At 51.5% G+C, this 21,022-nt stretch carries 19 protein-coding genes; 6 read left to right on the top strand and 13 right to left on the bottom strand.

What is annotated here, in order from left to right:
• The first annotated feature begins 22 nt into the window (after window positions 1-22).
• Window positions 23-1,636, top strand: a complete 1,614-nt coding sequence (locus AC0YN3_RS12630; RefSeq protein ID WP_475775398.1) for a response regulator — start codon at window positions 23-25, stop codon at window positions 1,634-1,636.
• On the opposite strand, the gene AC0YN3_RS12625 is transcribed toward AC0YN3_RS12630, so the two are convergent.
• Complete coding sequence (locus AC0YN3_RS12625; RefSeq protein ID WP_475775397.1) at window positions 1,608-2,669, bottom strand: MBL fold metallo-hydrolase; 1,062 nt, start codon at window positions 2,667-2,669, stop codon at window positions 1,608-1,610. The genes AC0YN3_RS12630 and AC0YN3_RS12625 overlap by 29 nt on opposite strands.
• 2 nt (window positions 2,670-2,671) lie before the next feature.
• Window positions 2,672-3,418, bottom strand: coding sequence for a class I SAM-dependent methyltransferase (locus AC0YN3_RS12620; protein WP_475775396.1), 747 nt, complete (start codon window positions 3,416-3,418; stop codon window positions 2,672-2,674).
• 184 nt (window positions 3,419-3,602) lie between these two features.
• Here AC0YN3_RS12620 and AC0YN3_RS12615 point away from each other — a divergent pair, with 184 nt between their 5' ends.
• Genes AC0YN3_RS12615 through AC0YN3_RS12605 form a run of 3 tightly spaced genes read left to right on the top strand, consistent with a single transcriptional unit; the run spans window position 3,603 to window position 7,119 of the window.
• Window positions 3,603-4,934 (top strand): spore germination protein, encoded by a 1,332-nt coding sequence (locus AC0YN3_RS12615; RefSeq protein ID WP_475775395.1) that lies wholly within the window; start codon window positions 3,603-3,605, stop codon window positions 4,932-4,934.
• Window positions 4,931-6,031 carry a GerAB/ArcD/ProY family transporter gene (locus AC0YN3_RS12610; protein WP_475775394.1) on the top strand — a complete coding sequence of 367 codons (1,101 nt, stop codon included), beginning with the start codon at window positions 4,931-4,933 and terminating at the stop codon, window positions 6,029-6,031. The genes AC0YN3_RS12615 and AC0YN3_RS12610 overlap by 4 nt, the downstream gene beginning before the upstream one ends.
• Complete coding sequence (locus tag AC0YN3_RS12605) at window positions 6,028-7,119, top strand: Ger(x)C family spore germination protein (RefSeq protein WP_475775393.1); 1,092 nt, start codon at window positions 6,028-6,030, stop codon at window positions 7,117-7,119. The genes AC0YN3_RS12610 and AC0YN3_RS12605 overlap by 4 nt, the downstream gene beginning before the upstream one ends.
• 50 nt (window positions 7,120-7,169) lie before the next feature.
• Here the strand turns inward: AC0YN3_RS12605 and fni are convergent, their stop codons facing one another.
• The 8 genes from fni to AC0YN3_RS12565 form a co-directional block, all read right to left on the bottom strand.
• Window positions 7,170-8,228, bottom strand: coding sequence for a type 2 isopentenyl-diphosphate Delta-isomerase (gene fni, locus AC0YN3_RS12600; RefSeq protein WP_475775392.1), 1,059 nt, complete (start codon window positions 8,226-8,228; stop codon window positions 7,170-7,172).
• A 72-nt stretch (window positions 8,229-8,300) separates the two neighbouring features.
• Complete coding sequence (locus tag AC0YN3_RS12595) at window positions 8,301-9,794, bottom strand: phytoene desaturase family protein (protein WP_475775391.1); 1,494 nt, start codon at window positions 9,792-9,794, stop codon at window positions 8,301-8,303.
• Complete coding sequence (locus tag AC0YN3_RS12590) at window positions 9,791-10,963, bottom strand: glycosyltransferase family 2 protein (protein WP_475775390.1); 1,173 nt, start codon at window positions 10,961-10,963, stop codon at window positions 9,791-9,793. Before AC0YN3_RS12590 ends, AC0YN3_RS12595 begins: the two co-directional genes overlap by 4 nt.
• Window positions 10,939-11,691 (bottom strand): lysophospholipid acyltransferase family protein, encoded by a 753-nt coding sequence (locus tag AC0YN3_RS12585; protein WP_475775389.1) that lies wholly within the window; start codon window positions 11,689-11,691, stop codon window positions 10,939-10,941. Before AC0YN3_RS12585 ends, AC0YN3_RS12590 begins: the two co-directional genes overlap by 25 nt.
• The gene (locus AC0YN3_RS12580) at window positions 11,660-12,412 is read right to left on the bottom strand and encodes a carotenoid biosynthesis protein (RefSeq protein ID WP_475775388.1); all 753 of its coding nucleotides are present in this window, start codon (window positions 12,410-12,412) and stop codon (window positions 11,660-11,662) included. Before AC0YN3_RS12580 ends, AC0YN3_RS12585 begins: the two co-directional genes overlap by 32 nt.
• Window positions 12,409-13,296, bottom strand: a complete 888-nt coding sequence (locus AC0YN3_RS12575; RefSeq protein ID WP_475775387.1) for a phytoene/squalene synthase family protein — start codon at window positions 13,294-13,296, stop codon at window positions 12,409-12,411. Before AC0YN3_RS12575 ends, AC0YN3_RS12580 begins: the two co-directional genes overlap by 4 nt.
• Window positions 13,281-14,789: a phytoene desaturase family protein gene (locus AC0YN3_RS12570; protein ID WP_475775386.1), complete on the bottom strand. Its 1,509-nt coding sequence runs from the start codon at window positions 14,787-14,789 to the stop codon at window positions 13,281-13,283. Before AC0YN3_RS12570 ends, AC0YN3_RS12575 begins: the two co-directional genes overlap by 16 nt.
• Entirely contained in the window at window positions 14,780-16,330 is a 1,551-nt protein-coding gene (locus AC0YN3_RS12565) for a phytoene desaturase family protein (protein WP_475775385.1), read from the bottom strand. Before AC0YN3_RS12565 ends, AC0YN3_RS12570 begins: the two co-directional genes overlap by 10 nt.
• A gap of 249 nt (window positions 16,331-16,579) precedes the next feature.
• Between AC0YN3_RS12565 and nagB the strand changes: the two genes are divergently transcribed.
• Together nagB and nagA are read left to right on the top strand one after the other, a co-directional pair.
• Window positions 16,580-17,305 carry a glucosamine-6-phosphate deaminase gene (gene nagB, locus AC0YN3_RS12560; RefSeq protein WP_475775384.1) on the top strand — a complete coding sequence of 242 codons (726 nt, stop codon included), beginning with the start codon at window positions 16,580-16,582 and terminating at the stop codon, window positions 17,303-17,305.
• Between the two features lie 3 nt (window positions 17,306-17,308).
• The gene (gene nagA, locus AC0YN3_RS12555) at window positions 17,309-18,511 is read left to right on the top strand and encodes an N-acetylglucosamine-6-phosphate deacetylase (RefSeq protein ID WP_475775383.1); all 1,203 of its coding nucleotides are present in this window, start codon (window positions 17,309-17,311) and stop codon (window positions 18,509-18,511) included.
• A 194-nt stretch (window positions 18,512-18,705) separates the two neighbouring features.
• Here nagA and AC0YN3_RS12550 read toward each other — a convergent pair whose 3' ends face one another.
• The 3 genes from AC0YN3_RS12550 to AC0YN3_RS12540 are packed head-to-tail and all read right to left on the bottom strand — an operon-like array spanning window position 18,706 to window position 20,915.
• Entirely contained in the window at window positions 18,706-19,488 is a 783-nt protein-coding gene (locus AC0YN3_RS12550; RefSeq protein WP_475775382.1) for a DeoR/GlpR family DNA-binding transcription regulator, read from the bottom strand.
• 2 nt (window positions 19,489-19,490) lie between these two features.
• Entirely contained in the window at window positions 19,491-20,447 is a 957-nt protein-coding gene (locus tag AC0YN3_RS12545; protein ID WP_475775381.1) for a sugar kinase, read from the bottom strand.
• A 39-nt stretch (window positions 20,448-20,486) separates the two neighbouring features.
• A complete protein-coding gene (locus AC0YN3_RS12540) occupies window positions 20,487-20,915 on the bottom strand; it encodes a hypothetical protein (protein ID WP_475775380.1) in 429 nt (142 codons plus the stop codon).
• Window positions 20,916-21,022: the final 107 nt, after the last annotated feature.

The raw sequence follows: 21,022 nt of genomic DNA, 5'->3' as shown, positions 1-21,022 counted from the left end.
GAATCAATAGGAGCTGTGTAGGATGTATCAACTATTAATTGTAGATGACCAGCCTGATCTGGTAGAGGACCTCGCAAGCAACTTGCCATGGGAATCGGTAGGGATTGCAACTGTATATCAAGCGCATTCGGCAGCGGAGGCGCTTGAGATCATGAACGCCACCCCCATCGATATCGTCATTACGGACATCCATATGCCCGGGCAGTCCGGGCTCGATCTAATCGCGCAAATACGAGCCTCTTGGAGCAACGTGAAATGCATCCTGCTCTCGGGCTACAATGACTTCGAATATGCGCAAAGAGCGCTGCAGCATCAGGCAACGGACTATTTGCTCAAGCCTGCCGAGGACGAGGATTTGCTTCAGGCAGTGAAGAAAGCTGCCGGGCAGCTGGAAGAGCATTGGCAAGCAATCAGCTCGCATCATAGCGCGCTGCATTCGTTAAAGGATAACTTGCCGATTCTAAGAAGCCATCTGCTGCTGTCTCTGCTGCAAGGCGAGGCTTTCACCGGCGAGAAGCTGGCAGAGAAGCTGGATATGCTCGACTTTTCCTTTACTATGGATGAGCCATACGGCTTGATGCTTATGCGGATGGAGGATTATTTCTACGAGCAAACCGAGCGCGACAGCGCCCTGCTGGAGTATGCCGTATGCAATATCGCGGAAGAAATCTTCTCCGAGGAGTACAAGCTTTGGCATACGAAGGATGGCCATGGCTATTATGTCTTTGTCATCATGAGCAAAGCCGAAGCGCGGCAGGAGCAGACGCAGCTGCTGCACCAAATGGAGCAAAAAGCGGCGCAGCTCCAGCACTACGTCAAGCTGTATTTGAAGGGGACCGTCTCGCTCGTGCTAACGAAGCAGGATGCTTTCCCGCTTGCCATGCACGAAACATATGATTTCTCGTTAATTAACTTCAGGCAGCGAATCGGAAGCGAACGCGGATTTTTGTTAACCGTTACCGAGGAGGCGAAGCACGGAGAGGCCAATTCCCTCTCTCACCTTTACAATCCGCCGCTTTTCATTCATTTATTCGAAGCGGGCCAATGGGAGGCAATCGAAGAGAAGCTGAGGCTCGTTTTCGAAGAGCTTGAGCTTAAATGGGGAGAATCACACGAGCATATTCTAGAAACGTATTTCATGATCGTAAGCTCGCTTAGCTTCTCGATTCACAAAAACAAGCTGTGGATGGCTGACATCATGGGAGCCGAGTTCAACCAGCTGCTCAGCGGCCCCCATTTCCACACGATCAAGCAGCTTCGTTCCTGGACGGAAAGCATACTCGCGGCATACCGGAGCCATATGAGCAGCCGCGTGCAGCATTCCCGTTCCAGTACGGTTCAGAAGGTACAGGAATACGTGTCCGGCCATTTGGAGGATGCATCGCTGCAATCGATAGCTGCCCATGTTTTCTTGAACCCGTCCTACTTGTCCAAAATTTATAAGTTGGAGACCGGCGAGGGCATCAGCGAATATATTTCGCGGCTGAAGATGGAAACGGCCGCTCATATGCTTCGTACCACGCCTGATAAAATCTACGAGATCGCCGCGAAAGTCGGCTATTTGAAAACAAGCTATTTCATCAAAGTATTCAAGGATCGATACGGCATTACGCCTCAGGAATTTCGAGATCGCTAGTCCCCGCAGAGGAATAGAAACGGGCTCCCGATACAATGAACGAGGCTGCCCTGCCCTTTCCCTCCAAATGAACCAAATGCGCAATCGTCTCCGACATCGCGAAGCGCAATTGATGGGCATTGCCGTTTAACCTTTTCCCAAACAGAGCCTCGCACAAGCCATAGGCAGTGCGGGGCTCTTTGCCGAGCATCGCTGCCATTTTGTCCAGCCTGCCGGCATGATGCTGCAGCAGCTCGTCGATCCGTCCGCGGAAATCGGTAAACGGATCACGATGTCCCGGATAGGCAAGCGCAACCTCATATTGCTTGAGCACAAGCAAGCTTTGGAGAAAATCGGCTAACGGATCGCCGTCTTCCCAAGGAACGACGCTTACGTTAGGCGTGATATGAGGAAGGACTTGGTCGCCGCATATCATCCATTTCCGCTCTGGCTGATAGAAGCACAGCTGACCATTCGCATGCCCCGGCGCATCTATTAAACGCCAGCTTAATCCGCCTAGCCGCAGCTGCTCTCCCGCTTCGAAATAATGAACCTGCGGCTGAGGCGTCACCATCGCTACAAACGTTTCGAGGTTATCGGCTATCGCTTCCCTTTCCTGCGAGGGCATGCCGTGCTCCTCATAAAGCGATTGCAATTGCTGAGAAAAGCCGCTCTCTTCCCCCCATAGTCTTACCGCATAGTCATGCGCAGCTTTCGTTATGTATACGGGCGCCCCGCTTTTTTCCTGTACGTAACCCGCCAGCCCATAGTGATCAGGATGCTGATGCGTAAGTATGACACGTGAAATATCGCTCCATTGCAGGCCATTGTGTTGCAAAACCGACGTCCACACCTGTATCGCTTCATCCGTGCGCAGTCCTGGATCAATAATGGTATAGCCCGTCTGCTCAGGTATTAGGTAGCTGTTGACCCATCTCAGAGAGAAGGGTACGGGTACCTTGATCTGCAGCCAGCCGTCATGCCAAGCAGTAGTGTACAAAGAAGCATCCGCTCCGTTTTCAGTTTGTTTTACTCGGTTCCCATGCGCGCTCATCGTCATCTAGCCCTTCCGGTCATAATCATTCGCGGGGAATGAACCGCCTCATATTCACTGCCGTCATAGCTGCCATACAATTGCTCCAGCTCAAGCCCCGCAGCTGCCAGATTGCGCTCGAACCAAGCAAGAGGATACAATCTGACACGCTCTAGGTATTGCCTTGGTTTTTCCGGGTTGTCCACTTCCGTGACGGTAATCTCCTTCTGAACCCAACCATCCGTAATCGAGCGCACCTCTTGAATGTGGATGCCCGCTTCCTCATCGACCCGGTCCGAGCTTGGAATTAGCGTTTTCTCTACATAAGCAGGATTTAGAAAATCGATAAGAAAGGATCCGTTTTTGCGGAGTACCTTCGCGATTTGCCTCAGCACGTTCACATTATCTTCCTCCACCGAGAAATAACCGAAGGACGTAAATAAATTGACGGTGCAATCATAGCTTCCTGGCTCGAAGGGCAGCTCCCTCATGTCGCCCTGCCTCCAATCGACCAGCCCTTTCTCGTCATGCCTCCTTGCTTCTTCAAGCAAGGTCTGAGAAAGGTCTATTCCCGTTACCGAGTAACCAAAGCCTGCTAACGCCAATGCATGCCGTCCCATGCCGCAGCCAATATCAAGCATCTGGGCATCCTTCGGGAGATCCAGCCAAGCGATCATTTTACGGGCCTCTTCATTGGCGTTTTCCCAATCCCTATGTTTGTAAACAAGCATATAATCAGAGCCGAAGCTCTGTTCGTACCATGGTTTCATTATGTAGCTCTCCTTCATTATGAACCTTCCAAACCCAAACGATATGATTGTTTCATTGTACTTGAATTCATGCATACTCGCAAAACGGATCAATCCAAGCATATTTTATGGCTTTATGTGCAAACTATGGAAGCTTATCCAGCAGTCATCGCTCAAACAGCATGCAAGGAAGGAGGATCTACCCATGAACGAACGTATCCGTTTGTTGTTCGCTGAAGCCGTAGACATCAAGCTCGAGGTTCTGCACAACAACGAAATGACGATTGAAATCGCATATATTGCACCGCTTTGCGAGGAAAACAAAATCAATGATTTCATCATCGTCCCTTTCACCAAGGATTTCTATCCTTTCGAAAGCCAGCTCAAAACGAATCCCGATTACCGCAAGGTCGACGATGTCGCCAAATGGCAGGATCTTATGTTAAGAGGAAACGTACTTATAGAAGCCGACGGCATTATTTATTCCTTTGAAGCTTCCCGCATCATCAGTATCGAAAACCCGCAAACGCAGGTTGAGAGCGCAATTCAGGGTCCTCAGCTCGCTCTAAGCGAAGACGTGAACATCTCGCTGAATCTCATCCGGAGCATGTACCCTTCAGCAGATTTGTCCGTAGAGGAGCATACGATCGGTTCTTTGTCCAAAACGCCGGTATTTGCTTTATTCGATCAAAGGCGCGTAGATCCTACGGTACTCGATAGCGTTCGCACGAAGCTCACGACGATCAACGTGGAAATGCTGCATGCGGCAGGCGAATTGGAGAAACTGCTCGTCGGGAAACGCAAGCATTTGTTCCCGACCATCCTTATTACGGAGCGTCCTGACCGGATTACCAAAGCCCTTTCCAAAGGGAAAATCATTATCTTGCTCAAAGGAAATATGTTTGCGATTATTTTGCCGGCTACCTTTTTCGATTTCATGCATGCGATGGAAGATGATTACGACGCTTATTGGATGACACGGTTCCTCATCTTCCTTAGGTACACTTCTATCGTATTGACGATTACGCTGCCAGCGCTCTATATCTCGGTTGTATCCTACAACCCGGAGCTGTTTCGCGTGCAGCTCGCTTTCTCGATTGCGGGAAGCCGCTCCGCTGTCCCCTACCCATCGTTTATTGAAGTGTTTATTATGCTTTTTATGATCGAAACGCTTATTGAAGCGAGCATTCGCTTGCCGCGCTACATAGGCTCGACAGCGACGACCGTTGGCGGGCTTATTCTCGGACAAGCAGCCCAGCAAGCGGGTTTGGTAAGCAGCATCATGATCATTGTGACATCCGTTGTGGCAATCTCTAACTTCGTCATTCCCGTCAATTCACTTTCGTTTGCCATACGTTTCTTGAAATATCCGCTCATCTGCATTTCCATATTTTTCGGTATTTCCGGCGTCGCGGTCGGCTTGTTCGTTTATATTGCCTATCTATGCAACCTGAGAAGCTTCGGAAAACCATACATGCGTATTTTCGGAAAATTAAGACCTTTGGAAGGTGATGTCGGGCAGGTGAAAATCAAATGAACCGCTATGTTTTTTATAATTTTATTCTTGTCAGCTTTATCAACCTGATGCTTTATGTTCCCCACATCTTAATTCAATACCGCTATACAGGTGCCGTATCTTCGATTGTCATCGGCATTCTAATCGGCACGATTCTGGTTTACCTGTATACAAGCGCCATGGCCCGGTTCCCAGGCAAAGGGCTGCCTGAAATCTTAAAGCTGTATAGTCCCAAATGGCTTGTCTCGATCTTGATGTTTTTTTTCGCGATCATGTGGTGGTTCGCGACGACCGTCGTAGTCGTAGCCTATGCGGTGCTAATCAACCGCTTCTTTAATCCCGATGCCAATTCGATCGTCATTCTGATTATGCTAGTCCTTGCCTGCGGCTATGCGGCTACCCGGTCGACGCTGTCGGTCATGTTTGTCGTTGAGATTGGGCTGATCATCAATGCGCCTGTCATCCTTTTTGTATTGTTTAAAGCGGTGCGCAGTACGCAGCTTAATTGGGATGCCATCCATATCGTAGCCAATTACGTAACCGCGATGCCTACCTTAACCTGCATAGCGGCAGCATCGTTTATTTTTACGGGTTACATTAATTTGTCGCTGTTCAATCGGCTGTTCCCGCCTAATTTTCGCTTTAAATTCCGGTTTGTCTACCCGCTCTTCGGTGCCCTGATCCTGCTGATCACTTTTTTTGTTCCGATCGGCTTTCACGGTACAGAAGGCGTAGGACAGTACATATATGTGTGGAGCCTAACAGCTGACTCGCTGCTGATGCAATACGGTTTTATCGAACGTGTGTTGTTTCTATTCCTAATTGTCTATTTGAATCTGACACTCGTATATACGATGTCAGGCTGGCATCAAGCGATGGAGTTCGTCAAGAGCTGCTTCCCAAGCTATAAGCCTGAAATCGACAGTCCCAAAACGCCTGTAGCCAACTATGTCATTGTCGGGATCTTTGCCCTGCTTAGCGTGCTCTATCTCGTCATGACGAACGAAAAAATCAATATGATGGTCACTTCCTATTGGCTTATCGTTCGTTTGTTCGTTGAATTCTTTATCGTGGTCTGGGTATTCGTTTTAAGCAGAAAGGGGGCAAAAACCGCGTGAGACTATTCATCCGGATCTTTCTGGCGTTGTTTGCGGTCAGCCTGCTCGGCGGCTGCGGCTTTAAGGATATCGACAAGCGCTTCTTCGTCGTTGCCCTCGGAATAGACCAGTCGGATAACGAGAAGAAGCCTTACCGGCTCACGCTCCAACTTGCCGTGCCTTCACCTAAAATTGAACCTGGCGCTTCCAAAACGCAAATCGAAACGATTGATTCTCAAAGCATTGCGGAAGGCGTCCGCATGCTGAAGGCATACGTTGATAAAGAGCTTGATTTCGGTCACTGCAAAGTGTTTCTCATCGGCGAGAAGCTTGCACGAACAGACTATCAGAACTTACTGCAGTGGATGTCCAGAAGAAGGGATATCCAAAGCGTCGCTGACATTGCAATCGGCAAGCCTGACGCAGAATCCCTGCTGCAGGTGCAGCCCTTGTCAGAGCGCTATCCAGGCAACACGTTATTTCTAAGCTTTGGGGCAGACGGAACGGAATCCTCCTACACCTATGTGGAATCTGTATCCGATTTCTCAAGACGCGCCTCCGAGAGAGGGCTTGATCCCTTGATGCCTGTTATCTATAAAGACAATAAAGAAAGCTTCATAATCAACCGTACCGCTCTTCTCAACAAAAAAAGAGTAAAACTGGTTTTATCGTCTTCCGAATCGCAGCTTTATAATCAGCTTGCCAATGATTTCACCAAATCTTCGATGCACGGCATGTTCGAAGGGATGGACCTCGTCGTCGCCATAACCGAAATCCACTCGAACTTCCGCATCGGGAAACAAAATGGCGAAGATACCATAACGATGAATATTAAAATGAGGGTTGTGTTTGAGGAAGCGCCGAAGGGGCTTTATGACGAGCAGTGGCGACCGATTGAGATCAGCCTCAATCAGGAATATGCCAAATCCTGTATGGCCCTGCTTAAAAAAATCCAAAAAGCCAACGTCGATCCTATCGGCTTTGGCCTGCGCTACCGCGCAAACCACCCTGGCAAAGACGTATGGAAGCAATGGAAATCCATTTACCCGAATATTGCGTTTAAAGTAAATGCCGATATCCGAATTGAGGGCACTGGTCTTATTAAATAAGCAAAGTGCCGCTTGGGAGTTTCCCTAGCGGCACTTTGCTTAGAAGCAGTTTATGATTTGCGGAGCAGCCTCTTCGTTTCCTTCAGTTCCTTAATCGTTCCTGCTCCAATGCCGAACATCGCTGTTCGCAGCTCGAACTCAATCCGCTCGAACTGCTGGCGAAGCTGCTCCTGCGATAGGATGCTGCTGTCGTTGGCCGCTTGGGGAAGCAGGACGCGTCCGTATCCCGCAAGATCGGCGCCAAGCGCGATGGCTTTGGCTGCGTCAACCCCGGTACGCAAGCCGCCGCTGGCAATAATGACCGCGTTCGGCAGCCGGTCGCGGATTTCTATCACGCTCTCGGCAGTCGGAATGCCCCAATCGGCAAACGACTCCGCTGCCTGTCTCCGCAGCTCGTCGCTGGAGCGGAATTTCTCGACCTGGCTCCATGAGGTGCCGCCCGCTCCGGCAGCATCGATAAAGGAAACCCCGACATTGGCAAGCGCTTCCGCCGTGTCCGCGTCAATGCCCCAGCCAACCTCTTTCACCCCTACCGGAACATGCAGCGATTTGCATACCTGTTCAATGGCGGGCAGCAGCCTGCGGAAATCGGTATCTCCCTCGGGCTGAAATACCTCCTGCATGCTGTTGAGATGAAGGACGAGCGCGTCAGCCTCCGCAATATCTACCGCTCTGCGGCATGATTCCACGCCGAATCCATAGTTGAATTGTACGGCGCCAATATTCGCAATGACCGGCACGGATGGCGCGTCCCGGCGAATCGAAAAGGAGCTGGCCAGCTCTTCGTTTTCGATGGCTGCCCGCATCGAGCCAAGCCCGATTGCCCAGCCCCGCTCCTCTGCAACGATCGCCAAGCGGCGATTAATCGCTCCGGCCTCGTCAGTGCCTCCAGTCATGGAGCTTACGAGAAGCGGCGCGCCAACCCGCTTACCAAACCACTCTGTTTCCAAACTAATCTCGCCGAAGGAAAGTTCCGGAAGCGCATTGTGCTTAAATCGGTACCGCTCCAGCCCCGTCTCGATGCCTACGCTGTTTACCTGCTCCTGCAGGCAAATTCGTATATGCTCTCCTTTTCGCTTCGCGGTTGCTGCTTGCTGATCAACTGACATGCTCGTACCTCCCAAGCGCAAACGGGCAGCTATGCTATGGCATTGCCGCTCACATTCCGCTTCTCTATCATTTTATATCTTATACTGTTTGATTAGCTCCTCGGCGACAAGCTGACCGCAAAGCGCCACGATTGGCGTCCCGCCTCCCGGATGCGTTGTCCCGCCCGTAAACCAAAGCCCCTTAATATCGGCAGCGCGGTTGCCCGGACGGAAAAAGGTCTGCTTGGCACCGTTAGAGGAAATGCCGTATATAGAACCGCGGTGCGCAGATGTGTCGCGCATAAGCTGTTCCGGCGTATACGTAATGGTTACGTCTGCCTGCTCCAAGAAATCCAAACCAAATCCAGCAAGACGATCTCGTACTAGCATAGCATAATTTTCTGTTTCTCGCTCCCAGCTCCATGACTTTGACACATATGGCGCATTCACCAGCACGAATAGGCTGCTTGCACCCTCTGGAGCGGCGTTTTTATCAGACAACGCAGCATTGCATATGTAGATAGCCGGGTTTCTTGGCGGCTTAAGCGCTTTGAAAATATCAGTAAACTCTTCCTCATAGCGCGCCGGATAAAAAACCGTATGATGGAGGAGCTGGCCATAGATCCGCTTTATTCCGATCAGCTGTACAAAACCAGACAAGGACGGCTCGTAACGGTCGATTCTAGCATCGGAGAAGGACGGACGATGCTCTGCCGGCACGAGCTCTCGGTAGATGGTTAATGCATCGCCGTTTGCAAGCACGAGATCAGATACGATATCGCCATGCTCTGTTCGTACGCCTGCGCAGCTGCCTGCTTTGATGATTAATTCTTTCACCCGAGTGCTGGTTTGAATGGAAACTCCGAGCTCTTTTGCCAGCTTGGCAAAGGCTTCGGCAAGCGCGTAAGTGCCGCCCTTGACGCTATAAATGCCTAGCTCGCTCTCGACATGAGCAAGCATTGCGAATATGGCGGGCGAAGCATACGGTGATGCGCCAACATAGGTCGCGTATCTGCCCAGCATCGCAAGCGTATTCGGATGGCGGAAATACCGTCTTAGCAGCTTATGCAGCGAAGTAAGCGGCTTGACCTGCAGGAAGCCTGCCGCTAATCGAGGGTCCAGCTTATCCTTTTGGCCAAGCAGCAAGCGATTGAGAAACCGCTCATCCGACAAGCGATACAAACGGGCCGCTTCTTCGCAGAATGCTCCGTATGACCGCGCATCCTCGGGACTGTAAGCAGCGATCTGATCCGCAATATCGGCAGCCGATCCCTTTAGGTCAACGACAGATCCATCGGCGAACACATTGCGGGTCGCTTGCTCCAGCCTCTCGATGGTAACGTAATCCTCCATGCGTTTCCCTGCTGATTCAAACACTTTCGCGAACAGATGCGGCAGCGTAATCGTACTTGGCCCCCGGTCAAACCGATAACCCTCGGCCGTTACACGCTGAAGCTTTCCCCCTATGGTCTCCTGCTGCTCAAGCACAAGTACCTGAAAGCCGGCATGGGCCAGCCGGATGGCAGCGGATAAACCTCCTAATCCTGCTCCAATGATAATCACCTTTTTAGGCGCAGCTAGATTCATTGGTAAGATCTCCCCTTCCATTCATAACCGGCCCCCCATTTGGCAGACAGCCAAGAAGCGCTTCCGATCGCAATCGTTGCGCAAACGGAGAAAGGGATAAACAAAGCGAGCAGAACCGACTGCCCCTGAATACGGTCAGCCGTCGCCTTGACCGCGGCGCCCATTAAATAAGCAGCTAAAGACGGTAGAAATAACGAGGGAAGGAGAAACGAGGATAACAGGAGTCCAAAAGGAAGTACATACAGCAGTCCATAGCTTGCGAGCACAGCGAACAGCAGCAGCCCGCTTCTGCCAACCCCGGCGTAAATATTTTTCTTGTAGCCGTTCCATACCTCTGGCGCGTTGTGGTACATCCGCATCGTCACCTGCTGCCTGACATCCGCCAAAATAACGGGATGCCCTACCCGCTTAACCGCACGCATGAGCGCAACGTCATCAACGAGATTTCCTCTACTCGCTTCATGGCCGCCGGCTGCATCATACGATTGCCTGCTGATGGCAATCCATGCCCCATGCGCGGCGGAGAAGCGGGGATCGGATGTAGCAGAGACAAGCTTGATCGGCAGATGGCAGGCGATGGTGAATCCCATCATGGGCACCACAAGCTTCTCCAGCCAGCTGCCGGTTTGCTGAAGCGGAAACCCTGTAATCATACCGGTCTTTCTCCCGGCAATCGCTTGCTTTGCAGAGAGGATCGCCCCAGGAAGCAGCCTCGCATCCGCATCGACGAAAAGCAGCCATTCTCCCCTGCCAAGCTGTGCAAGCTGGTGACAGGCAAATGCTTTTCCCACCCAGCCGGCAGGAGGCTCAGCCCCGTAAGCGATTCGGAAACGGGGGTCCTCCTTGCTGAAACGCTCCACCATACATGCCGTTTCATCCTCGGAACGGTCATCCAGCACGATGATTTCCAGCTGCCCGCCAGCTCCGTCTTCTACTAAACATTGCTGAATCGATTGCAGGCAAGCGATGATGTTATGCTGCTCGTTTCGTGCCGGAATCAGAATCGAAAGCGAAATGCCGCCTCCTGCTCCAGCCGTTTCTCGACCGTTCGGTCCGCTCGTTATGGGACTGCCAAGCTGGCCAAAAGCTGGAAGCTGCCGGATGTTCCACCATGCGAACGATAACTGCAGCAAAAGCAGTGCCGTTATCGTCCAAAGAATGATTTCCATGCCGTCATCCTCCTCTTGAATGAAGTAAAAGCCTGACTCGTGGAGCTTCCCGGCTTCGCTATGCGTTCATATCCGATCATATCCATGGCATGTCCATTTACCATGGCCGCCTTATGCTCATCCAACTGTGCTTCCAGCGCCTTAGCCAGCAGCTCCGTAATCTCCCGTTTCTCCATTCGCTTCCAGTCAAGCCGAATCGGCTTACCCGCTTGCATCGTCGCCTCCGCTTTCTGATGGTGAAAGAGCGAATAGTAGACCGTTACCGGAATGACCGCCGTATCCGGGCTTTGCCTCAAAACATGCGCGGCACCATCCTTAAGCGCAATCGGCCGCTGCTCCAAATGCTCGATGTCTCCTTGCGGGAACATCCATACCCGCTTGCCAGCTTGCAGCAGCTTGCGTGTATAGCGCAGCGAGGGAATCATGGCCTGAGGCGTTATTTTATCGATGGAATAAGCACCCAACTTCCGAAAAAACCGAAAATGACGAAGCTGTTTCTCATCCATCATCACGTAATGGTCTCCCTCGGAACGGGACCGGAACAGCTGATAGGCGAGCAAGCCATCCCACCATGAGCTGTGATTCATCACGTAGAGCACGCCCTCGCTCGGACAAGGATCAAGCTCCCCCCTAAAGCCCACAAAGTGAAAATGCTTGCGCAGCAAATACCCTTCATTGTACCGACGGAATATTCGGTCAAACCCTCTGCTTTTGTTTGCTTCGATCAAGCCAAAGTCCTCCTTCCAGTGCTGCGACAACAATGGCTGCCAGAATAAACGGACCCCAAAGGCCTTGCTTGCAGGCTAACAGTCCGAACATGGCATGCATCCCTTGATACAGCCGAACGGCCTCATTATGCAAGAAATAACTGAGACGTTTTTGTTTCTTTGGTAGAGGGTATAGCATGGACAGAAGCGCCGCCGTCATAAACCAAGCCGCGAAATTTTGCAAGGGAACGCCGTAATACTGGCCGAACGAGCCAGCCTCGCTCCACAGCCAGAACTGCTGGGCAAAAGCAACAGGATCGAGGACTAAATCAAATAGGAGAGCGAATGCACCGACTTGAATGGCCCGAGTCAGCTTCGACGACCCGGTGGAAAGCAAGACGCCGCTGGACATGACCCCGATCCAAGCGAAGCCTATCGCAAGCGGTACGCCTCCATCCCAGAACCTTAATGTTTCGGTGTACTCATAACGGCCAAAGGGCCAGCCCGTTTCCGTGCCGACCCATTCGAGTACGAACGTGAAAGCACCAACAAATAATGCCCTCGCTAGTGCTGCCTTATTGAAGCCACCCAAAGATTCTTGCTCTAAGAAGAACGCGTAAATGGCAAAAAATATGAGAAAGAGACCATTGCTGAAACCAAGCGCTTCAGGCACTTCAAAAAATAGCATCAACGTTAAGCCGATAGCCAGCCAGCACCAGAATACATAACGGGCTGCCTTCATGAGACGGCGCTGCTCGTTTTTACTTTAAGCTGCAAAGCGTTCATCCCATGCTGCAGCCTCAATAAAGTCATAATGGACACCTTATTGAGCTTGGGAACAAAAGCTCTTCTGTTATATACGTCGAAGTCATGAGCGACGACATCGTCCAGAATGGCTTCGTACATGCGTGCGGACAGCTCCACGCAGAAGCTGCTCGTTCGGGGATACAGGCTAATATCGGCTAAACCTTTCATAAACCATTTCTGGGCAAGCGCGATCAGCTCCATAATGACGTTTCGCCACGCATCGTTTATCATGCCTTCCTGCCACATTTGCTCTGAATAGCCATGCTTTTCGAGCAGCTCCAGCGGTACGTATCTTCGCCCTTTTCCTTGATCCTCGCCAACGTCACGCACGATATTCACGATTTGCATCGCTTTGCCCAGCCATATCCCGGAGGCGGTTACCTTCTCATCCGGCGCGTCATGCAGAATCGGCAGAAGCATCTCGCCAACCGTCCCCGCAACGAAATAGCTGTAGGTTTCCAATTGTTCGAGTGTATCGTAATGCGTCAGGTGATGATCCAGCCGCTGTCCTTCTATTTGCCTAACGAACGGCCCTTTCGTTATTGGAAACGTTGCGAACAGCCACCGCAGCGCCGGCCATATGAAATGCCCTTCCGCCGCTTCAAGCTGTTTGAATTGCTGCTCCAGCTCATCCAGCGTGTACGGTGAACGGTCCGGCTCATCAACGGCATTATCAATCATCCGGCAAAATGCATATATGACGTAAACGGCTTCCTTCCGCGGGCTGTCCAGAAATCCAAATGCTTTGTAAAACGTAGTGGAGCCCTCGCGTATCATTGCCTCGCAAGCTTTAAGGTTCATATTCAGTTGGCTTTCCAAGCTGCCCACTCCTCTGCCAAATGATTAACGAGCATTTTTGCTCCCTGCATTACGATCGGAACGCCGCCGCCGGGATGGACAGAAGCGCCTACGCTGTATAATCCTTTAATGTCATAAGGCGCGTATTGGGGGCGAAAGGCGCCTGACTGCGACCAAGTCGGGGCAATACCGAAGCTCCCACCCCTGTACCACCCTTCATTGGCGCCATCTTGCGGCGTCCTTATCTTCTTCCATACGATGGCATCCACTAGCCCCGGGAACAGCTTCTTATCCGCGTCGGCGAGTACGCGCTCAACCAACTGCTCGCTTTCCGTCTTCCAATCATAATTCGTATGCGGCTCCACCGGAATCGGCGCCGGAATGAGCATATAAAGTACGGTTTCACCGGGAGGAGCCGCGTCCTCATCGATTTCGCATGGGTTAAAGATGTAGTAGGCCGGCAACTGTTCATCAGCTCCGGGCAATTTCTTGTTAGCCGCTATTGTACGCAGGCTCTCTTGAAAGGATTCCGGCATCATAAATTGATGCGTCGTTCTCTCTCTCCCTTTTTCCCACTGCTTATTTGCTCCGATATACGCAAGCACGCAGCCTGAGGAAGGCGTAAACGCGCGCTGCTTGATCGGCTCCCGGACGCCTTGGAGCATGCCGGCCAAATGAGGGAAATCCCCGTTATAGATCACGCTGTCAAAATGATGTTTTGTACCGTCCTCGAGCAGCAACCCTTGCACGGTGCCATCGGATACTGTGATTTGCCTGACAGCGCCTTGCGCGCCTTTATACACGCGAACGTTCTCCCGATACAGCGCCCTCTCCAGCACATCGGCAAAGCTCGCATACCCTCCCTTCATATACCAGATGCCGAACGCGTGCTCCGCATAAGGAATAAACGTATATAGAGAAGGGGACCCGGAAGGCAGTCCGCCAACATAAAGCGTCTGCAAAGAAAAAGCGTCTATGACCCGTCTATCTCCGAAATAGCTTTCCGCCATCTGGCGGACATTAAGGTACACGCGCAGCTTAGCCAGCAGCCTCATATTCCGCCAAGAGAAAAAGGTCCTGCGCTGTAAAAATGTTTTCTCCAGGAACAGCTCCCTGCCTTCATGAAACACTGGATCCATATCCTGCATGTACCTGCGGAAAGCCCGGCTATCGCTATCGGAGACCGTATCCAATTCTTCCGACATCCGATCCGTATCCGTCCATTTCGTTAGCTGCGTCCCGTCAGGATAGTGGAAGCGATACATCGGATCACAGCGAATAAGCTCATATTCATCGTCGCCTATGCCGGCTTCTCTAGCAATTCCCTGCAGCATTTCCGGCAGTAATACGATCGTAGGCCCCCGATCGATTCGATAGCGCTGATCCTCCTCGAACGCGAGTCTTCCCCCTAGTCTTTCCTGCCGTTCAAATAAAGTTACCTTTATCCCTTTTCGGGCAAGCAATAGCGCGCTTACCATTCCGCCTAGCCCGCCGCCGATAATAGCTACCTCCATGCCGTTGCCTCCTTGCGATATTCCTGACTCGCCGGCTGCCTGGCTGGCAGCGACCTTCCGTCCTGCTCAAGCAGCAGATTGACACTGATCCGTGCCGATTCGAAAATAGTCGGAAGACCGCTCCCCGGGTGCGTCCCTCCGCCGACCAAATAGCAGTTCGCCACATCCTCGAATCGATTATGCGGCCGAAGCATCATCATCTGGTCAAGCGAATGGGCCATATTGAAGGCTGCTCCCTTATACACGAACATCGATTGCTCCCAATCAAGCGGCGAGATGGTTTTTTCTGCTTCAATCCAGCTGCTTAAGCCCTGCAGCTCCGGCTCTCGCTCAAGCCGCTCAAGAACCCGCGACCGCATCGCATCAAGCGTCTCTGGCAGCGACCAATCCGTATCACCGTCTAGATTAGGGACAGGCACGAGTATATAAAGCGCCGATTTCCCCTGCGGCGCCATTGTCGGATCAATGGCGCTTGGATTATGTACATATACGGACGCATCCGCGCTTACCTTTCCTTGGACCATTTCCTTCAGGTTTTGACTATAATCATCCGCAAACATAACCGTATGGTGCGGCATATTCACTTTGCGGTCTATTCCGAGATAAAGCATATAAGTTGAAATCGACCATTTCAGCTTCTCCAATTTTCCCGGCTTCCACTTCTTTAGCTGCTCCGGCTGAAATAGGCTGGTAATCGCCGTTCCGAAATCCGCATTGATGATGACATGGTCCGCCTCCAAGGTCTCTCCGTTCTCCAGCAAAACGCCAACTGCTTTGCGCTGCTTCGTCAAAACCTGCTTTGCTCCCGTCTCGAGCCGAATATCCCCGTTGTACTCCCGAATGACTTCAGCCATCGCCTCGCACACCCGGTTCACCCCGCCAATCGGATGCCAGAGCCCGAAAGCATGCTCGATATAAGAAAGAATAGTGAAGGTGCCCGGACAATTCCAAGGCGACATCCCTAAATATTTGGACTGGAAAGCAAAGGCGTAACGCAGCCTCTCATCTTTAAAGTAACGCGATAACCTCCCATAAACATGCTCATTCAAATGCAGCTTGGGCAATGCGCGTAAGGTGTCCATGCGCATATAATCCGCCAGCTTGGCAAAGGGGCGCTGGAGCAAGGGCATAACCCGCTCGAACTTTTCGCCTTCTTGCTGCAAAAACGCAAGGTATCCCTTAGATTCCCCCGGGAAGACGCGATCAATCTCTGCGGCCGTCTTCTCTCTGTCGGTCGACAGCTCCAGCCTCGTATCGCCGAACTGCAGCCGGTAAAGCGGATTTAATTCAATAAGCTTTATGTAATCGTGAAGCCACCGTCCTGCTGTTTGGAATAGCTCTTCCAGCAGTTGCGGCATCATCAGAAAAGTAGGGCCTCGGTCAAATGTAAAGCCTGCCTGCTTTAGCGCAGATGTTCTTCCGCCAACGTAGGATTGCTTCTCTAATAGGGTGACCTGATAGCCTTGAGCACATAAGAGCATGGCCGAGGCTAACCCGCCTGGTCCTGCGCCGATGACAATAACTCGTTTACCTTTGTCCAAAGCTTCACCTCACCTTATACAAATATTATACACACATTATACATTCAGCTTTTAAGGCTGTAAATGGAAACTCCGCTACACGATGCTAAGCTCCTATTATGAATACTATTAGAGATTTACCCATAAGTTGTCCTTCTTCGATAAATGATTTTTACAATCATAAATATGATGTTTACAATCATTTTATATTGTTAATTCGTCAATTTTCCTATAAAATAAAGATAATGAAATCACCGAGGGGGCATTCACATGGAAATGATCGTTTTTCAAACGCAAGAGGAACTTGACACTTATGCAGCTCAGCTTTTTATAAATCTCGTTAACGAAAAACCTAACGCCGTGCTTGGACTCGCAACTGGATCGACACCTATCGGCATTTATGACAAAATAGTAGAGTCCCACAAAAACGATAAAGTCAGCTTCAAGAACGTAACCTCCTTCAATCTGGATGAATACGTCGGCATAGCGCCTGAAAATGAACAAAGCTATGCGCATTACATGAACAAGCACTTATTCTCCCATATCGATATGCCTGCCCAAAATGCTCACCTGCCTAACGGTATGGCGGCTGACATGCATGAGGAATCCGCGCGTTACGATGCGATGCTTGAAGCTCAGCCTGTCGATATTCAGCTGCTTGGCCTTGGGCATAATGGCCATATAGGCTTCAATGAACCCGACGTTCAGTTGTCGGGGGGCACGCATGCTGTAAAGCTGAAAGAAGAAACCCGCGAAGCCAATGCCCGCTTCTTCGCTTCCATGGATGAAGTTCCTGAATATGCGATTACGATGGGCGTAGGCTCCATTCTCAAAGCAAACACGCTATTGTTGGTCGTTCGCGGCGCCGACAAAGCGCAAATAGTCAAGGAAGCTTTAACTGGGCCGATTACGACCAGCGTTCCTGCTTCCTTGCTCCAAACACATGCCCGCGTCATCGTTCTGCTTGATCGCGAGGCTGGAAGGATGTTGGCCTAACCGATGAAAAATAGTGCGAACTGGCTTATTCATAATGTGAATGTCGTACTTGAGGATCGCGTAGCTCACGGCAGCGTGATCGTTCAGAATGGTAAAATTACGCAATTGATTACGGAGGATTCGTCTGATGCAGCTGCAATTGCTGCTGAAAGCGGGCTGACCGCCATCGATGGCGAGAATGGATACCTGCTTCCCGGCTTCATAGATGTCCATGTTCACGGCGGCTTCGGTGCAGATTTCATGGATGCCGACAAAGGCAGCTTCGATACGATCACCCGCTTTCACGCGTCGCAAGGCACGACTGGCATGCTTGCGACTACAATGACCGCATCGAAAGAAGCGATTGAAGCCGTATTGCATGCGGTATCTGATTACCGCAACTCTGACATGCCATATGCGGCATTATACGGCGTCCATTTAGAAGGGCCATTTATTAGCGAGAAGTGGCCTGGCGCCCAGAACCCTGCATACATTAAAACACCGCAGCTTGTATGGATGCAGCAATGGCAATCGGCTTGGCCAGGGCTCGTGCGGCAGCTTACTTTGGCTCCCGAGAAGGAAGGCTCAAAGGAGACGATTGCTTGGCTCGCTGAACAAGGCATCAATACGGCATGCGGCCATACCGATGCCGTATATGAAGAAATCATTGCCGCGGCTGACGCAGGCTTGTCTCAAGCGGTTCATACCTATAACGCGATGCGCGGGCTGCATCACCGCGAGCCTGGAACGCTCGGTGCAGTGCTGACCGATGACCGCATTGCTGCCGAGCTTATCGCTGACGGCGTACATGTTCATCCGGCAGCGATCCGGCTTTTGCTTGCAGCCAAGCCTGCTGACAAAGTTATTCTCATTACGGATGCAATGGCTGCCGCAGGCATGCCTGATGGCGAATACAGCTTAGGCGGATTAGCCGTTGTCGTGAAGGATGGGGAAGCACGCCTGCGCGAAGGGAATGCCCTTGCAGGCAGCTGTTTGACGATGATCGGCGCGCTCCGCTTTATGCGCGAGCATACTGCCTTGCCGCTGGAGCAGCTCAGCAGGCTCGCAAGCGGAAATGCCGCAAAGCAGCTCGGCATGAGCGAGCTTACAGGCTCAATCGCGAGCGGCAAGCAGGCCGACTTGGTCTGGACGGATGGCGAGCTGCAAATCAAGCAAACCTGGGTACAAGGACGTTCGGTATTCGAAGCTAGCGCAAGCGAGGCTTAACTTTATAGAATGACAATAGAAAAGAGCACGGGCATTCATGATTGCCGCGTGCTCTTTTTTGTACAATCCTGTCGGATAATCGAGTTGGATAAACGGAGATCTTACAGCAAAAAAAGACTTCTAGATAGGCTTGTCCAGCCTTATCGAGAAGTCTTCCGTTGCTGATTGCTCTTGGATCCCAGCTGGCGCTGCAGCTAACCGGTCACATGCACCGAAATACGATGCTCCTCAAGCACAGCTGCCAGCTCCTTGGCAAGCGGAACATCCGTTATAACGCCGCGAAGCTCTGCAAGAGAGGCAATAGAAAATAACGAGGTACGATCTGTTTTGGTATGATCGAATACGGCATATGCCGCTTGCGAACGCTTAATAAGTGCTTTGGCGATTTGCGCTTCCTGCTCCGAATACGTTGTGATTCCGCCAGCTGCGGAAATACCGTCCACACCGATAAACATCTTGCCGATATGCAGATGGGCTACCATACCCTCGCCTAGCGGGCCGCACAGCTCGAAGCTGTTGTGGCGCATAATGCCGCCCGTTACGACAACTTGAATATCGCTTCCTGCAAGCTCCATCGCGATATTAACCGCATTGGTGACGACGGTTATCCCTCTGCGTGCTTTGAGCAGCTTGGCGATAAGGAAGTTGGTTGTGCCACCCGAGAGCCCGATTACATCGCCTTCAACGATCAATGACGCTGCAAGCGCTGCGATATGCTCCTTCTCCAGGATCGACAGGCCTTCCTTCTCTGCGAATGGCAAGTCCCTTACGGTATTCAGGCCATCGTACATCGCTCCGCCTATCGTCCGAATGACCGGATGCTCGGCTTCCATTTGCTCCAAGTCACGGCGAGCCGTGGCTTCCGAGCAGCCAAAGCGCTCAACCATCTCAGGTATCGTCACTCTTCCCTGCTGCTTTAAAAGCTGCAGAACGGCTTCACGGCGCCGCTGTCCCTTATTGCCATTTGCTTCAGCCATTATCAGCGCTCCACCCATGCTTTGGCTGACAGCCGCTGCTCGACGACGCTCCACTCGGGCAATGCTTCCCAATCTCCGCGCATTTGTACGACCAATGAGCCGTTGATGCTCGCTAATCGCACAGACTCAACCGGAGACAAGCCCTTCATGATGCCAGCCAAAAAGCCCGCGCAGAATCCGTCTCCTGCGCCAACGGTATCCACGACCTGCTCGGCAGGGTAGAAGGGCAAGCTCTCTTCCTGGCCGTTATTCAATACGACAGTCGTATCGCCTCTGCCCTTAATAATCGAAACAGCTTTCAGCTGCGTTAATTGTGCTTTCACATGCTCATAGTCATCCGTATCATAAAGGAGCTTGAGCTCGTCCCAGCCTGGCAGGAAGTAGTCTGCATCCGCCGCAAACGGCAGCAGCACTTCTCTGGCTTCTTCGATCGACCATAGCTTTAGCCGCAGGTTAGGATCGAAGCTAATCAGAACGCCAGCTTCTTTGGCAATATCGATGGCGCGGCGAAGCGTCCTGCGGCAATCCTCGCTAAGCGCAGCGGTGATACCGGTTACATGAAGCAGCTTGGCGCTGCGGATATAATTCTCGTCCAATTGCTCCGGCAGCATGCGGCTGGCAGCCGAATGCTTGCGGAAGTAATGAACGGCCAAACGGCCCGCTACATGCTCGCGAAACATCATACCCGTTGGAGCTTCCGTGCTTAGCTGCGCGCGGGATACGTCGACACCTTCGCCGCGCAGCGTTTTGAGAATGATTTTGCCGAACGGGTCGTCGCCTAAAGATCCAAACCAGCCGACAGAGGCGCCCAAACGCGCAAGCCCGATAGCGACATTGCTTTCCGCTCCGCCGAAGCTTTGCTCAAGCGTCGCAGCACGTTCAATCGATTTATGCTCCTGAGGCATGAACAGAGCCATCGTTTCGCCAAACGTTACAATTTCCGGTGTTGATCCATGCACGTTAATGTCCCCCTACAGCTTTTTATTGGATAAACGCTATTAACCTTGGTACATTGGGAATTTCATGAAGTAAACAATTACGATATATAGAACCAGCACGATGATACTCATGACACGCGCTTTGCTGATATGCGCGGTTGCGCTTTTTCCGTCTTGGATAGAAGCGACCACGAGCTTAAGCGGCTTCGAGATGATCCCGCCAAGCGCAGCAATCGCTAGGAACAGCAAGACGACAATAATCATCCAGGGTACTGTGTAATCTGCCTTTGAGATCAAATAGCCGCCCGTTAGCAATTGTAGAATTAGAAAGTACTGTGCGATGCGATTAGCTGACAATAGTCCCTCTGCAAGACCGCCTTGTCCAACGCCAGCCAGCTTGGACGCTCTTCCTACCATAATCGGCAGCACGATATAGAAGCCCATTCCCACTGCTCCTAATACATGCAAAAATACCATAACCTTCTCCATTTTTTACTCCTCCTGTTTTGGTAAAACGTATTCAGCGAACCACACCTGCCAATATTGTGTATATCGATTAGTTTATCAGAAACGAGATTTTTTTCAAATAACAACGC

The organism is Paenibacillus sp. J22R232 (genome assembly GCF_056269165.1).
This window is presented reverse-complemented; position numbering and strand designations above follow the sequence as displayed.

Excerpts from the sequence above, each read along its gene's own strand:
- AC0YN3_RS12625 (WP_475775397.1), bottom strand. The coding sequence starts at position 2,669 with ATGAGCGCGCATGGGAACCGAGTAAAACAAACTGAAAACGGAGCGGAT.
- nagB (WP_475775384.1), top strand. The coding sequence starts at position 16,580 with ATGGAAATGATCGTTTTTCAAACGCAAGAGGAACTTGACACTTATGCA.
- AC0YN3_RS12570 (WP_475775386.1), bottom strand. The coding sequence starts at position 14,789 with ATGGAGGTAGCTATTATCGGCGGCGGGCTAGGCGGAATGGTAAGCGCG.
- AC0YN3_RS12610 (WP_475775394.1), top strand. The coding sequence starts at position 4,931 with ATGAACCGCTATGTTTTTTATAATTTTATTCTTGTCAGCTTTATCAAC.
- AC0YN3_RS12590 (WP_475775390.1), bottom strand. The coding sequence starts at position 10,963 with ATGGAAATCATTCTTTGGACGATAACGGCACTGCTTTTGCTGCAGTTA.
- AC0YN3_RS12550 (WP_475775382.1), bottom strand. The coding sequence starts at position 19,488 with ATGGCTGAAGCAAATGGCAATAAGGGACAGCGGCGCCGTGAAGCCGTT.
- nagA (WP_475775383.1), top strand. The coding sequence starts at position 17,309 with ATGAAAAATAGTGCGAACTGGCTTATTCATAATGTGAATGTCGTACTT.
- AC0YN3_RS12620 (WP_475775396.1), bottom strand. The coding sequence starts at position 3,418 with ATGAAACCATGGTACGAACAGAGCTTCGGCTCTGATTATATGCTTGTT.
- fni (WP_475775392.1), bottom strand. The coding sequence starts at position 8,228 with ATGTCAGTTGATCAGCAAGCAGCAACCGCGAAGCGAAAAGGAGAGCAT.
- AC0YN3_RS12540 (WP_475775380.1), bottom strand. The coding sequence starts at position 20,915 with ATGGAGAAGGTTATGGTATTTTTGCATGTATTAGGAGCAGTGGGAATG.
- AC0YN3_RS12630 (WP_475775398.1), top strand. The coding sequence starts at position 23 with ATGTATCAACTATTAATTGTAGATGACCAGCCTGATCTGGTAGAGGAC.
- AC0YN3_RS12615 (WP_475775395.1), top strand. The coding sequence starts at position 3,603 with ATGAACGAACGTATCCGTTTGTTGTTCGCTGAAGCCGTAGACATCAAG.
- AC0YN3_RS12595 (WP_475775391.1), bottom strand. The coding sequence starts at position 9,794 with ATGAATCTAGCTGCGCCTAAAAAGGTGATTATCATTGGAGCAGGATTA.
- AC0YN3_RS12580 (WP_475775388.1), bottom strand. The coding sequence starts at position 12,412 with ATGAAGGCAGCCCGTTATGTATTCTGGTGCTGGCTGGCTATCGGCTTA.